We start from the raw sequence: 13,177 nt of genomic DNA on the forward strand, positions 1-13,177 counted from the left end.
TCCTTCCCTATTCCAAGACAGGGACGGATTCCCAGAAATCATAAGTCAGAAGAAGGTGGGCCCCAGATCGCGCTTACCTTGAATTCGGCGCGTCTAACCGATCACATGGATGTGACATGCCGACATGACCTTTGCGATCCATCGCAAAGTACTTACATGCAGGCACAGTAGGCGGCATAGCGCCGCGCCTTTTGCGACCTTTCAAAGGAGACCTCCACGTGACACTCCCGATGACATCCGCAACCCGAACCCAAGATCGCCTTGCCTTGCGCGCCCTGTGGATGATGGCGCTGACGGTGGGGCTGGTACTGGCCCAGGCGATCGCCGCACAGGCTCGCCCCGAGAGCTTTGCCGATCTTGCCGAGGATATCAGCCCGGCCGTGGTCAACATCACCACCTCGACCGTGGTCGAGCGTGGCACCGGCAGCGTGCCCATGGTGCCCGAAGGCTCGCCCTTCGAGGAATTTTTCGAGCAATTTCGCGACCGCATGGAAGAGGGTCCGCGCTCGCGCCGCTCTTCGGCGCTCGGGTCGGGTTTCGTGATTTCCGAGGATGGCCTCGTCGTGACGAACAATCACGTCATCGAGAAGGCCGACGAGATCAGCATCGAGTTCTTCAATGGTGACACGCTTGCCGCCGAGGTGATCGGCACCGATCCCAAGACTGATATTGCCCTGCTCAAGGTCAAGACCGAAGAGCCGCTGCCCTTTGTCAGCTTCGGTGACAGCGACACGGCGCGTGTTGGCGACTGGGTGCTGGCCATGGGCAACCCGCTGGGGCAGGGGTTCTCGCTGTCTGCGGGGATCGTGTCGGCGCGGAACCGGGCGCTGTCGGGCACCTATGACGATTACATCCAGACCGACGCCGCGATCAATCGCGGCAATTCCGGCGGGCCGCTCTTCAACCTCGATGGCGAGGTCGTGGGCGTGAACACCGCGATCCTCAGCCCCACGGGTGGCTCCATCGGCATCGGTTTCTCGATGGCGTCCAACGTGGTCAAGCGCGTGGTCGATCAGCTTGAGCAGTATGGCGAGACGCGCCGCGGCTGGCTGGGCGTGCGAATTCAGGACGTGACCGATGACGTCGCCGAGGCAATGGGTCTGGAAGAGGCCGCAGGCGCGCTTGTGACCGACGTGCCCGAAGGCCCGGCCGCAGAGGCGGGCATGCGCGCCGGGGACGTGATCGTGTCCTTTGACGGCCGCGAGGTGGCCGATACGCGCGAGCTGGTCCGTCAGGTCGGCAACACCGAGGTGGGCAAGACCGTGCGCGTCATCGTCAATCGTGAGGGCAAGACGCAGACCCTCAAGGTGACTCTGGGTCGTCGTGAGGTCGCCGAGGGTGCGGTTCCCGCCGCCCAATCCGACGAGCAACCGTCAGGCCCGTCGCCGCAAGAGATGTTCGGCCTGACCATCCAGCCGCTCAATGACGAGTTGCGCGCGCAGCTCGAACTTGAACGCGACGCGAGCGGGCTTGTCGTGACCGATGTGGACGAGCTGTCGGCAGCCTATGAAAAGGGCGTTCGCGCCGGTGACGTCATCACCGAGGCGGGTCAGCAACAGATCAACTCCATTGACGAACTCGAAAGCCGGATCGCCGAGGCGCGAGACGCCGGGCGCAAATCGGTCCTTCTGCTTGTCCGTCGCGCCGGAGAGCCGCGCTTTGTCGCGCTGTCGCTCGACGAGGACTGATTGGCGCACCAATCTGTTGAGGGAAGAAAAGGGGCACCCGATCGGGTGCCCCTTTTGCATAGCGTCGCCTGCGTTATGCGCTGTTCAGATGATCGACCACCTGCAAATGCTGCGCAAGCCGGCCCACCTCGCCCAGGTAGCGCGTGACAAGCGCGGGGTCGTGCGGTGCGGCGGTGACGCCCGGCGCAAGCTCGCCCGCCAGGACCGATTCGACCGCCAGCGATAGCGGGATCGACACCAGCCGCGCCATCGCGGTGCCATCGGCGTCGCCCCATGCATCCATGACGTAGGTCTTGTGCCAGACGGTCCGCCCGTCGCGATCCGCGCGCAGATCGACGCACAGCACCACGCGGTCCGGCTCGCCCGGATCATAGGCGTTGTCGCGCCAGAACTGGTCCGACATCTCTTTCAGCCGGGCCTCGCCCGCGTCACCTTCGAGGGTTTCGATTTCGGCAAAGACGTCTTTCCACGCCTCCGACCAGCCCCCCAGCCGCAACGTGCCGCGCACGAACTGCCGCACGGTCCAGTCGGACCCGAACCCGTATTCAGTGATGAAGGGGATCGAATCGCGGTTCGGATACACCTCGAAGGTTTCGGGTGTCGGCAACGGCGCCTCGTAAGACGATAGCGCGTCCCACGGGCGGGCGACGTTGAATTCCTCGAACTCGCGGATCGACCGCGAGGGCGAGCGCAGCGCCTTCAGTACGCCCAGGGGCGACCAGCTGAACTTGTAGCGGAAGGGGTTGGGGGTTTTCGGCACGCCGCCGCAATACGAGGTAAAGGACAGCTCGTTGTCGGGGGCACAGGCGTCCGATCCGCGATAGTCGGCCACAAGATGATGCGCCATCAAATGATCGATACCGGGATCGAGCCCGATCTCGTTGACGAAACACAGCCCCTTGGCGCGCGCGGCGTCGTTCAGCGCGCGCATCTCTGGCGCGATATAGGACGACGAGACGAAATGCGCGTCTTTCGTCAGGCACATCTCGGCCAGCGGCACATGCCAGTCGCCGGGTAGCATCGACACCACGACATCGCCGGGCGCGAGGGCCGCATCCAGCGCGCCCTTGTCGAATGCGCGGATCGTCTCGGTCATGTCGCCGACCGCGTCGCGGGCCTTGTCCACGGACCGGTTCCAGACCGTTACGTCATGGCCCGCCGTAATCAGGCGGCGCAGTCCGGGAATGGCCGATAGGCCGGTGCCGCACCAGTGGATTGTCATCTGTCAGACCTCCTTCATATGAGTTTTGTATGTCGCTTCGGCGCGCGCCCAGACGCCGGCATCCAACCGGTCAAGCGTCAGCAACGACGGCAAGAGTTGCGCCGCATAGTCGTGCGAGGATTCCACCGGCAGAAGCGAGGGCAGGTTGTCGATCGCCATCACGTCCATCGGCGGGGTCGCGTGCACCCGCCGCACCGGGGCGTCCCATGTGGTGGCCGCGTCGTAGACCGGGACCGGGTTGTAGTCGCTGTCGGGATCGCAGGCGACGTCGCCGATCACCGTCAGCCGGCGGGGCGCGTCAAGTGCCGAGTGCGTGACGAAGACCGGGGTGCCGGGGCGCGCGAAGATGCAGTTGAGGAATATGTCGTGATTCAGGATTTCCGGAAATGGCCCGCCGCCTTCCGTCTCGGCGATGTCCCAGCGGGTGACGTCCACGCCCATCGCATCGCACAGATCGGCGGCCCCGGTGCCCACGCGTCCCAACGCGCCGATCACGATCGCCGTGGGGCGCGGCAGCCCCGTGGCATCGATCCGCGCCGCGAGGTCGGCGAGCAGCGACTGGCGCCCCGAAAAGCGGTCCACCGGCGGGCAGATCCCGCCCGCCTGCTGTGCCGCCCATGCCATTAGCGACACCGCCGCGCCCGCATAGCCTGCCCAGTAGCCGAAGGCGGCGACCCGCCGCCCGTCCGCATCCACGAGGTATTCCAGATCATAAAGCGTCCCACCCCCGGCGCGGAACCGCTCCAGCAGACGCCGCCCGGCGTGCTGTCCCTTGAAGGCATGGCCGAACATGATGTGGCGATGCGGCAGCGGTGTTCCGTCCTCGGGCAGTTCCTTCAGCCCGAAGATGATCGCGTCGGCGGGGGCAGAGGGCCACGAACCCTCTGCCGCGGTCTCGCAGCCTGCCGCCGCATAACCGTCCATCGGAATGGCGCGGTGGCGGCTTTCCTCGACCGTCACGCGGATGCCGTTGGCAATCAGTTGCGCGGCGCCGTCGGGGGTCAGCCCCACGCGGTCCTCGTTGGGCCGTTGTTCGGCCCGCACCCAGAGATGTGTCATGCGCGCGCCCTCAGACCATGTCGTCGGCGATGACCCGCGCCACCGAGGCGCGGTCGCGCATCGCGTCCATGAAGGCGGTGATCTTGGGGAAATCGGCCACCGTCACCCCGTCGCCGGCAAGCCAGCCACAGGCGATGTAGAGATAGCAATCGGCAAGCGAAAACGCGTCGCCCAGAACGTAAGGCCCCGTCAGGATATGTTGCTCCACATGGGTGGCACTGTCGGTCATGGTCTGAACGGATTTCGCCTTCATGTCCGCGAACGAGCTTTCCTGATCCGCCCAGCGATGGCTGCGCATCTTGTGTGCATGGTTCACATGCATGGTCGAGGCGATATAAAACATCGCCTCACGCATCTTCGCGGCCTTGAAAGGATCCGTGGGGCGCAGACCCGCCTGCGGGGCGATATCGGCGACATGTTCGAGGATCGCGCCGGTTTCGGTCAGGATGCCCTGATCGGTGTCAAGCGCGGGCACGCGTCCATTGGGGTTGATCGCCATGTAATCGGGCTTGGTCTGTTCGGCGGTATTGAAATCGACACGGACAAGATCGAACGCGATCCCGGCCTCGTGCAGCGCGATGGCCGTGGCCGAGGCGATGGTGCCCTTGGCGTAATAAAGTTTCATGGCGGGGGTCCTTTCAGGTCTAGATGAAGGTGCGGGCATGCGCCCGGTCTGGAAGGTCGAGATGCGGTGTGGCGTTGAACGTACCCAGCATCAGCATGTCCTGCACATGCTCCATCCGGTGCAGCGAGCTGTTCATGACCTGCAGCATCACCTTCGACATGCCCGGGATGTCGAGGCCGAGCGCATGGCGCATCACCAGCCCGATCACCCCGCCCGAGGTGACGATCAGCGTGCGGCCCGGCAGGTGGCGCGCCTCGTCGAGAACGCCGGTGATCCGGCTTGTGAAATGGTCGAAGGTTTCAGGCACGTCCGACAGCTCGCCGCGGGCCCAATGCCCCATCACCTGCGGCAGGTAGCGGGCATATTCGGTGGCGTCGACAGGCGCGGGGATGCCGTGGCCCGCCTCGGCGGCCTGCGCGATGGCGAAATAGCTCAGTTCGTTGAGGCGCGCGTCCCGCTCGCTGATCTCGTAGCCCATGGCGGTGGCCGTGCCGGTCTGGCGGTGCAGCGTACCGGTGACGACATGATCGAAATGCGGGTTGGTCTGCCCGAAATGCGCGCCCAACCACTGCGCCTGCTGCACGCCGAGAGGCGACAGGCGGTCATAACCCGCCTCGTCGGTGGCGTGACGGTTGGCCTGACCATGCCGCACCAGAATGAGTTCTGCCAAATCTCGCCCTCCTGTGTCGCGCGCGAGCCTAGCGTCGCGGGACGGGGGGTGAAAGGCGGTTGGTGGAAATAATCGGCCCCGTCCGCGCGGATCACGCCGGCGCGGGCGGACTGGCCCCGTGCGATGGCCGCGCTAAATCCCAAGATGTAAAAGGAGTGCTCGCATGACCACGAAAACAGAAGTGCTGTACAACGCGCGGTGTCCGGTGTGTCGCGCGGAAATCGACCATTATCGCGAATACGCCGGTGCAAAAGGGCTTCCGATCGTGTTTCACGACCTGAACCAAGACGATCTTGCCAGTTGGGGGATCGGTGCAAATGCTGCGGCCAAGCGTCTGCATGTCCGCAAGGATGGCCGGGTGCTGTCCGGCGTCGCGGCGTTCATCGCGCTGTGGCGCGAAATGCCGCGCTACCGCTGGCTGGCGCGGATCGTCGCGCTGCCGGGATTGCGACAGATCGCGGGCGTCATCTATGAGCGCATTCTCGCGCCGCGCCTTTATGCCAGGCATCTCGCGCGCGAGCGACGCGCATCCGGCAACGCCACGTCGTGAGGCGCGGGCGCCTCGATGTTCTTGAGATCTTAACAAACAGGGCGCATACTGACCCCATGACAGAGCCTTACCCAGATTATTCCAGGGCCGAACGGCTGGCCGATGGCGCGGTTCACATCGCCGGGTTCGTGACGGCCGTGACAGGTGTCTCGATCCTGTTCGCGATGTGGTCGCTGCGCATGGACGGGGTGACGCTGGCCTCGACGATCGTGTATTCGACGGCGCTTCTGCTGATGCTCGGGGCGTCGGCAGCCTATCACCTGTACGCCCATACCGGGGCGCGGCCCATCCTGCGGCGCCTCGATCATGCGGCGATCTACGTCAAGATCGCGGGGACGTTCACCCCGCTCGCCGTGCTTCTGGGGACTGCCTTCGGTTACGTGATCCTCGGGCTGGTCTGGATCTTGGCGCTGTTCGGTGCGGCCACCAAGATCATGGCGAAACGCGGCCACATGACCACCGGTTGGCTGCCCTATGTCGCGCTCGGGTGGATCGGGGTCGCGTTGTTCGTGCCGTTGATGGCCGTGCTGCCGATGAACAGTCTTATCCTGTTGCTGGCTGGCGGTCTGACATACACTCTGGGCGTCATCTTCTACGCGTGGGACAGCCTGCGATTTGCCAATGCGATCTGGCACGTCTTCGTCGCCGTGGCCAGCGGATGTTTCTTCATGGGCATCGCAAGCGCCCTCTCCGCGGGCATGTAACGGCGCGCGCCGCGCGATCTGAATTCAACCGCGCCGGTCAAGTTTCAGTCGCGAGAAAAGCTCGGCGTTGCGGCAGTAATCTGGCGTTCGTTCGGCCGATTCGGTGCGGTCCAGCCAATGCGCGCAGCCATCCGCCGAGGCGCATCCGGTACAGGCCAGCACCGCATCGCTGACCTCGTCAGGGCGCATCACACCCGCCATGATCCGTTCTTCCAGATCAAGGCCCTGCACCGTGGCCATCCGATCCACGAGATTGGCGTGACGTTTCAGGGTCGCACGATTTTGCATGTCATCTCTCCTTTGTCTCGGGGATGACCGTGCGGGTCGAGCCGCCGCGCCGCCTTGATCTGCGTCAAAATCGCGGCGCGGCGTGTATCGTGTTACAATCCCGCCGCCACCTGCCGCACGATGGCGACGCGCTCGGCATTGGGGGGGTGGGTGCCCAGGAAACGATTGCCCGGATCGGGGATCTGCGTGAAGAAATCCACCCCGCGCAGCGGATCATAGCCGGACCGATGCGTGATCACCGTGCCCAGAGCATCGGCCTCGAGCTCGAATCGCTTGGAATAGCTTCGCGCGCCGACGCCCGCGCCGATATCGACTGCCTGATCGACCACGCCCTGGCTTGCGCCGCTCAAGGAGGCCAGACCGCCCAGCAGGATCGCCCCGGCGGCCGCGTTCTGCTGCTGCCGCGGAATGTGTCCCTCGATGTGATGCGCCGCCTCGTGGCCCATCACGAAGGCCAACTCGTCGGCGTTGCGGACGGCGGCGATCATCGGCAGCGTGAAGGCGATGATCGGCCGCCCCGAGCGATCCAGCGTCTGGTAGGCGTTGATCTGCTGGCCGGGGCGGTCATCCACGACAATGCGGAAATCGCAGTTGCTGCGCGGTGCGCGGTCCCGGCATGCGCGCTCTGCCAAGGGTTCGACCCGCTGCATGACCGTCATGAACCGTTGCACCTGCGCGCGGGTGGGCATCTGGGGCGATCTGGCCTCGGATTGTCGCTGTGGCGTGGGTCGGTCGGTGGGCGCGGTCCCCGTTGTCGCGACGCAGCCCGTCAGCACCACGAGACCCAGCATGTAAATCCAGCGCATCGCGTTCCCCTCTTCTTGCCTCATTGCCGTGTTCTAGCAGGGTTTGGCGCAGCGCAAAGCCTTTTCCGGGGGCACGCCCTGCCCCTTGCAAAGACCCGCCAAGCGTTTAGGATCCGGCTCATGTTTTCCATCGAGCACGAGTTCGACGTCACCGTGATCACCCTCGTGGACGAGGGGCCGGCGCCCCTGGGCGAGGACGTGATCGTCAACGCCTTCGAGGAGTGTGTCACGGTCGAACAGTACGACCCGCGCACAGACAGCATCGTCAGGATCACCCTGTCGCCCGCGCAACTGCGCGATCTTGGCGCCGCCCTCGACCTGCCCGAAGGGGTCTACACACATCAGCCCCCCATCGGCTAGAGACGGTCGAGCAATTCCTGCGCGGCCACCGCCGGCGTCAGGTCGCCGCGCGCGACACGGGCGGCGTACGCTTCCATCGCGGCGCGCGCCTGCGGCGTGTCGAGCTGCGCGAGCAAGGCGCCTCGCACTTCCTCTCCGAACCAGTAGCGTGCCTGTGCGGCGCGGCGCGCGGCGAAATGCCCCTCGGCGCGTCGCCACGCGATCAGGGTCGTCATCTCGTCCCATGCGGCGCGCAATCCCTCGTCCTGCAATGCCGAGACGGTCATCGCCTTGGGAAAGCCCTCGGGGTCCTGTGGACGCTTGCGCAAAAGGCGCAGCGCACCGGCGTAATCCGACCGGGTCCGCATTGCCGCGGGCTTGAGATCGCCGTCAGCCTTGTTGATCAGGATGATGTCCGCCATCTCCATGATGCCGCGCTTGACGCCCTGCAATTCGTCGCCACCCGCCGGGGCCAGCAGCAACGCGAAGAGATCCGACATCTCGGCCACCACCGTTTCAGACTGGCCGACGCCCACTGTCTCTATCAGCACCACGTCGAAGCCGGCGGCCTCGCACAGGGTCACGGTCTCGCGGGTGCGCCGCGCCACCCCGCCCAGATGCGATCGGCTGGGCGAGGGCCGGATGAAGGCGTTCGGGTCGCGACTGAGCAGGTCCATCCGCGTCTTGTCCCCCAGGATCGAGCCGCCCGACCGCGCCGAGCTGGGATCGACGGCCAGGACCGCCACGCGCAGCCCGTCCGCCGTCAGCATCAGACCAAATGTCTCGATAAAGGTGGACTTGCCGACGCCGGGCGTGCCCGACAGGCCGATGCGGATCGCCTCGCGCCCGGTGTGTTTGAGCGCCTCCATCAACTCTGCCGCCTGGGTTCGGTGATCGGCGCGCCCGCTTTCGATGAGGGTGATCGCGCGCGCAAGGGCGCGGCGGTCGTTCGCGATGATCCGTTCGCTCAGCTCTTCGATATACATGCGCCCACCAGGTTGCCGATCTCAGTGCCGCCTTCATGCCTTGGCACGCGTGCCAATGTCCAGACCGGGCCGCCTGGTGCCTTGTCCGAGACGGCCCGCCTGTGGCGGTTGCAGGAATTTCGAGTATTTTTGGAAAGATGAAATCTAGGACGTGGGCCGCGCTCTGGTCAATCGCGGGTGGCTGTCCGATAGTCGAGCCCATGCAAGACGACCTGCCCATTCATGACGCGATCCCCGACCTTATCCGAGCGCTGAGCAGGCACGGGCGTGCGGTGCTGCAGGCCCCGCCGGGGGCCGGCAAGACCACCGTGGTGCCGCTGGAGATGCTGCGCGCGGATCTCGTGGCAGGCCGGATCGTCATGCTGGAGCCGCGCCGTCTGGCCGCGCGCGCCGCGGCCGAACGGATGGCCGAAACCCTGGGTGAGCGGGTGGGCGAGACGGTCGGCTACCGCATTCGCGGCGAGGCGAAGGTGTCAAAGCGGACCCGGATCGAGGTGGTGACCGAAGGCATCCTGACGCGCATGATCCAGTCCGATCCAGATTTGCCCGGCGTGGGGGCGGTGATCTTTGACGAGTTTCACGAACGCTCGCTCAATGCCGACCTGGGGCTTGCCTTGTGTCTGGAGGTGGCCGGCGCCCTGCGCGAGGATCTTGTGATCGTGGCGATGTCGGCCACGCTGGATGCCGAGCCGGTGGCGCGCTTGATGGGCGATGTGCCGGTGATCACCTCGGCAGGGCGCAGTTTCGAGGTCGAGACACGCTGGCGCGACCGGCCGCGGCGCAAGGCGGAGCGGTTCGAGGGTGCGGTGGCAGACCTGGTCGCCGATGCGGTCGAAGAGACCACGGGCGGCGTACTGGTTTTTCTGCCCGGCGAGGGCGAGATCCGCCGCGTCGAGGCACGGCTGACGGACCGCCTCCCCGAGGGCTGCCATCTGCGCCCGCTGTTCGGCGCGATGGACTTTGCGGCACAGCGCGCGGCCATCGCGCCCGATCCCCAAGGTCGCAAGATCGTGCTGGCCACCGCCATCGCCGAGACCTCGCTGACGATCGAGGACATTCGCGTCGTCGTCGATGGCGGCCTGTCGCGCCGCGCGCGGTTCGATCCCGGCAGCGGCATGTCGCGGCTGGTGACGGAACCCGTGACCCGCGCCGAGGCGACGCAGCGCGCCGGGCGCGCCGGGCGGGTGGCGCCGGGCGTGTGTTACCGGCTGTGGACGCGCGGCGAGGAGGGCGCGTTGCAGCCTTTCCCCCCGGCCGAGATCGAGGCGGCGGATCTGGCCGGTCTGGCGCTGGAACTGGCGCTATGGGGGGCGGATCCCGCCGATCTGCCGTTCCTGACGCCGCCCAATCCCGGCAGCTATGCCGAGGCGCAGGTGCTTTTGCGGATGCTGGGCGCGCTGGACGCGCGCGGGCTGATCACCGATCATGGGCGCGTATTGGCCGCGCTGCCGCTGCATCCGCGTCTGGCGCATATGCTGGTCCGGTCGGGTACGGGGGCTGCGGATCTGGCCGCGCTGCTGGCCGATCGCGATCCGCTGGCGCGGGGTGCCCCTGTGGATCTGTCGCTGCGGCTGGCCGCGATTCGCGACCCGCGCGGCTATGCCGAGCGCAGCCCGCACCAAGCCAATCGCGGCACGGTGGAGCGTATCCGCGCGGAGGCAAAACGCCTTGCCCGGCAGGCGAAAGGCAAAAGCGCGAGGAGCGCCGCCGAGATGGCCGCGCTGGCCTATCCCGACCGGATCGGGCTGCGCCGCAAGGGCGAGGCGCCGCGCTACGTGCTGTCGGGCGGCAAGGGCGCGGTGATGCCCGAGGGCGACCCAATGGCCGGCGCGCGGCTGATCGTGGCGACCGACCTTGACGGTGACCCGCGCGAGGCCCGCATCCGCCAGGCGATCCGGATCACCGAGGCCGAGATCCGCGGGCTGTGCGCGGCGCAGATTGCGTGGCACGATCTATGTCAATGGGACCGGCGCGCGCGCCGCGTCGTGGCGCGGCAGCAGGAACGCCTCGGGGCGCTGATCCTCGACGACCGGCACTGGACCGATGCCCCGCAGGATGCGGTTGCGCGCGCGATGCTCGACGGGGTTCGTGAGCTGGGGCTGAGCTGGACCGATGCCGCGCGGCGTTTCGCGGCGCGGGTTGCGCTGTGTCGTGATACGATCCCCGGTCTGCCCGACCTGTCCGACACGGCACTGATGGAGGGGCTGGAGACATGGTTGCTGCCCTATCTGAACGGCGTCACCACCGCGCAGGACTGGAAACGCTTTGACATTCTGGAGGCGCTGCGCGCGCAGCTTTCGTGGGAGCAGATGCAGGCCCTCGACCGCGCCGCACCGGCGCATTTCACGACGCCCCTTGGCCGAAAGATACCCGTCGATTACGGCACCGACCCGCCCGAGATCACACTGCGCCTGCAGGAAATGTTCGGCCAGACCACGCATCCGGTGGTGGGCGGCACGCCGCTGCGGGTCACGCTATTGTCGCCGGGGGGCAAGCCGGTGCAGACCACCACCGACATCCCCGGCTTCTGGGGGTCGTCCTATGCGGATGTGCGCAAGGACATGCGCGGTCGATATCCTCGGCACCCCTGGCCCGAGGATCCGACCGCCGCCGATCCCACATTGCGCGCCAAGCCGCGCGCAAGATCCTGAATTGTATTTTAAAGGATTTCTTCATATGCTCTTCCTATAAAAAACAAATTGAGCAGAGCAGATAGAGCATGACCAAGAATTTTTCCCTGTCCGAGGCGTCGGTGCTGGATCCGACCGATGCGGACGACATTCAGGTGGGCGCCCTGTGCTGGCGCAAACGCAAGGGACAGACCGAGGTGCTGCTGGTGACCAGCCGGGACAGCGGTCGCTGGGTGGTGCCAAAGGGCTGGCCCATGAAAGACCGCAGCGCCGCCGGTTCGGCCATGCAGGAGGCGTGGGAAGAGGCCGGCGTGCGCGTCGATCCCGCCGAGAGCCGCCCCGCCGGGCAGTTTGATTACACCAAGCTGCTGAAGGGGGGGCGCAAGCTGCGGCTGACCGTGCAGCTTTACAGCGTGCGCCTGCGCAAGAGCGATCTGCACGACCGTTTCCCCGAAGCCAAGGAGCGCAAGCGCACGTGGATGACCGCCCGCAAGGCCGCCTTGAAGGTCGAGGAACCGGGCCTGCGCAAGATCCTGCGCAAACTGTGACGCCGCGCCGAAACTGTGACGCCGCGCCGTCAGACCGGCATCAGCGCCCAGTAATCGAGATCCAGCAGCACGTGGGGCAGGTATTTACCGGCCTCGTCCTTGAGGGTGAACGCCTCGCCGCCCTTGGTCGCCACCAGCCGCAGGCGCAGCGCACCGACACCCGGTGCGTCGGTGTCGGCGCGGTCCAGAACCTCGGACCAGGCGCGCACGGTATCGCCGGCAAAGCAGGGGTTGGCGTGTGATCCTGCGTTGATCGCCGCGATCATCTGCGCGTTGGCGAGCCCGTTGAACGACAGCGCCCGCGCCATGGAGATGACGTGCCCGCCATAGATCAGCCGCTTGCCATCGGCGCGTGGCGTCACGTCGAAATGCGTCTTGGACGTATTCTGCCACAGCCGGGTGGCCATCATGTGTTCTGCCTCTTCGATGGTCACGCCATCGACATGGTCGATCCGTTCGCCGATCTCGTAATCGCCCACGCGGTGCGGATCGCCCGCCAGCCCGAAATCGTAATTCCGGAAATCGAGGCCCGCGGGGATCACCAGATCGCCGGGCTCGACCGCCGGCGCGGTCTGCGGCACGACCGTTTCGGGGGCCGGGGCATCGAGGTCATGTTTCTGCACCATGACCCAGCGGACGAACTCCATCACGGGCAGGTCGTGCTGGTTGAGGCCCGTCGTGCGCACATAGACCACCCCGGTCTTGCCCGACGAATTCTGCTTCAGCCCGATCACTTCGGATTCAGCACGAAGCGTATCGCCGGGATAGACCGGCCGCAGCCAGCGGGCCTCGGCATAGCCCAGATTGGCGACGGCGTTGAGCGAGATATCGGGCACCGACTTGCCAAAGACGATGTGGAACGCCGCCAGATCGTCGATCGGGCTGTCGGGCAGGCCGGAGGCGCGGGCGAACTCGTTCGACGAATACAGCGCGTGACGCGCCGGATACAGCGCGTGATACAGCGCCCGTTCACCGCCCGAGACGCTGCGCGGGACCGCGTGCCGTATCACCTGACCCAGCGTGTAATCCTCGAAGAACCGGCCCGGATTGGTTTTCTTCATG

Annotated in this window: 14 protein-coding genes; 6 read left to right on the forward strand and 8 right to left on the reverse strand. The window is 66.1% G+C overall.

Features of this window, described 5'->3' with window-relative positions; genetic code table 11:
• Window positions 1-230: 230 nt before the first annotated feature.
• Window positions 231-1,688 (forward strand): DegQ family serine endoprotease, encoded by a 1,458-nt coding sequence (locus ACROSR_RS10410; RefSeq protein ID WP_432684889.1) that lies wholly within the window; start codon window positions 231-233, stop codon window positions 1,686-1,688.
• A 73-nt stretch (window positions 1,689-1,761) separates the two neighbouring features.
• Here ACROSR_RS10410 and ACROSR_RS10415 read toward each other — a convergent pair whose 3' ends face one another.
• From ACROSR_RS10415 to ACROSR_RS10430, 4 genes are read right to left on the reverse strand one after another with little or no spacing between them, the layout of a single operon-like run.
• Window positions 1,762-2,910 carry a saccharopine dehydrogenase family protein gene (locus ACROSR_RS10415; protein WP_432684726.1) on the reverse strand — a complete coding sequence of 383 codons (1,149 nt, stop codon included), beginning with the start codon at window positions 2,908-2,910 and terminating at the stop codon, window positions 1,762-1,764.
• Window positions 2,911-2,913: 3 nt separating this feature from the next.
• Complete coding sequence (locus ACROSR_RS10420; RefSeq protein ID WP_432684728.1) at window positions 2,914-3,969, reverse strand: saccharopine dehydrogenase; 1,056 nt, start codon at window positions 3,967-3,969, stop codon at window positions 2,914-2,916.
• Window positions 3,970-3,979: 10 nt separating this feature from the next.
• Window positions 3,980-4,594, reverse strand: a complete 615-nt coding sequence (locus ACROSR_RS10425) for a glutathione S-transferase family protein (RefSeq protein ID WP_432684730.1) — start codon at window positions 4,592-4,594, stop codon at window positions 3,980-3,982.
• A gap of 19 nt (window positions 4,595-4,613) precedes the next feature.
• On the reverse strand, window positions 4,614-5,264 hold the full coding sequence (locus ACROSR_RS10430; protein ID WP_432684732.1) for a histidine phosphatase family protein: 651 nt from the start codon (window positions 5,262-5,264) through the stop codon (window positions 4,614-4,616).
• A 163-nt stretch (window positions 5,265-5,427) separates the two neighbouring features.
• Here ACROSR_RS10430 and ACROSR_RS10435 point away from each other — a divergent pair, with 163 nt between their 5' ends.
• Both ACROSR_RS10435 and trhA read left to right on the forward strand, forming a co-directional pair.
• Entirely contained in the window at window positions 5,428-5,814 is a 387-nt protein-coding gene (locus ACROSR_RS10435; protein ID WP_432684734.1) for a thiol-disulfide oxidoreductase DCC family protein, read from the forward strand.
• A gap of 56 nt (window positions 5,815-5,870) precedes the next feature.
• Entirely contained in the window at window positions 5,871-6,518 is a 648-nt protein-coding gene (gene trhA, locus ACROSR_RS10440) for a PAQR family membrane homeostasis protein TrhA (protein ID WP_432684736.1), read from the forward strand.
• Between the two features lie 24 nt (window positions 6,519-6,542).
• Here trhA and ACROSR_RS10445 read toward each other — a convergent pair whose 3' ends face one another.
• Both ACROSR_RS10445 and ACROSR_RS10450 read right to left on the reverse strand, forming a co-directional pair.
• Complete coding sequence (locus ACROSR_RS10445) at window positions 6,543-6,806, reverse strand: DUF6455 family protein (protein ID WP_432684738.1); 264 nt, start codon at window positions 6,804-6,806, stop codon at window positions 6,543-6,545.
• A 92-nt stretch (window positions 6,807-6,898) separates the two neighbouring features.
• Window positions 6,899-7,612 (reverse strand): M48 family metallopeptidase, encoded by a 714-nt coding sequence (locus tag ACROSR_RS10450; protein WP_432684740.1) that lies wholly within the window; start codon window positions 7,610-7,612, stop codon window positions 6,899-6,901.
• 120 nt (window positions 7,613-7,732) lie between these two features.
• Between ACROSR_RS10450 and ACROSR_RS10455 the strand changes: the two genes are divergently transcribed.
• Window positions 7,733-7,972, forward strand: a complete 240-nt coding sequence (locus tag ACROSR_RS10455) for a DUF8831 family protein (RefSeq protein WP_432684742.1) — start codon at window positions 7,733-7,735, stop codon at window positions 7,970-7,972.
• Here the strand turns inward: ACROSR_RS10455 and meaB are convergent.
• Window positions 7,969-8,937 carry a methylmalonyl Co-A mutase-associated GTPase MeaB gene (gene meaB / locus ACROSR_RS10460; RefSeq protein ID WP_432684744.1) on the reverse strand — a complete coding sequence of 323 codons (969 nt, stop codon included), beginning with the start codon at window positions 8,935-8,937 and terminating at the stop codon, window positions 7,969-7,971. The two genes, ACROSR_RS10455 and meaB, sit on opposite strands and share 4 nt — an antisense overlap.
• 200 nt (window positions 8,938-9,137) lie before the next feature.
• Here meaB and hrpB point away from each other — a divergent pair, with 200 nt between their 5' ends.
• Together hrpB and ACROSR_RS10470 are read left to right on the forward strand one after the other, a co-directional pair.
• Window positions 9,138-11,588, forward strand: a complete 2,451-nt coding sequence (gene hrpB / locus ACROSR_RS10465; protein WP_432684746.1) for an ATP-dependent helicase HrpB — start codon at window positions 9,138-9,140, stop codon at window positions 11,586-11,588.
• Between the two features lie 68 nt (window positions 11,589-11,656).
• A complete protein-coding gene (locus ACROSR_RS10470; RefSeq protein ID WP_432684748.1) occupies window positions 11,657-12,115 on the forward strand; it encodes an NUDIX hydrolase in 459 nt (152 codons plus the stop codon).
• 29 nt (window positions 12,116-12,144) lie between these two features.
• Here the strand turns inward: ACROSR_RS10470 and ACROSR_RS10475 are convergent, their stop codons facing one another.
• Complete coding sequence (locus ACROSR_RS10475; RefSeq protein ID WP_432684890.1) at window positions 12,145-13,176, reverse strand: MaoC family dehydratase; 1,032 nt, start codon at window positions 13,174-13,176, stop codon at window positions 12,145-12,147.
• Window position 13,177 lies beyond the last annotated feature (1 nt).

This window comes from Roseovarius tibetensis, assembly GCF_050896375.1.
GTDB lineage: Bacteria > Pseudomonadota > Alphaproteobacteria > Rhodobacterales > Rhodobacteraceae > Roseovarius > Roseovarius tibetensis.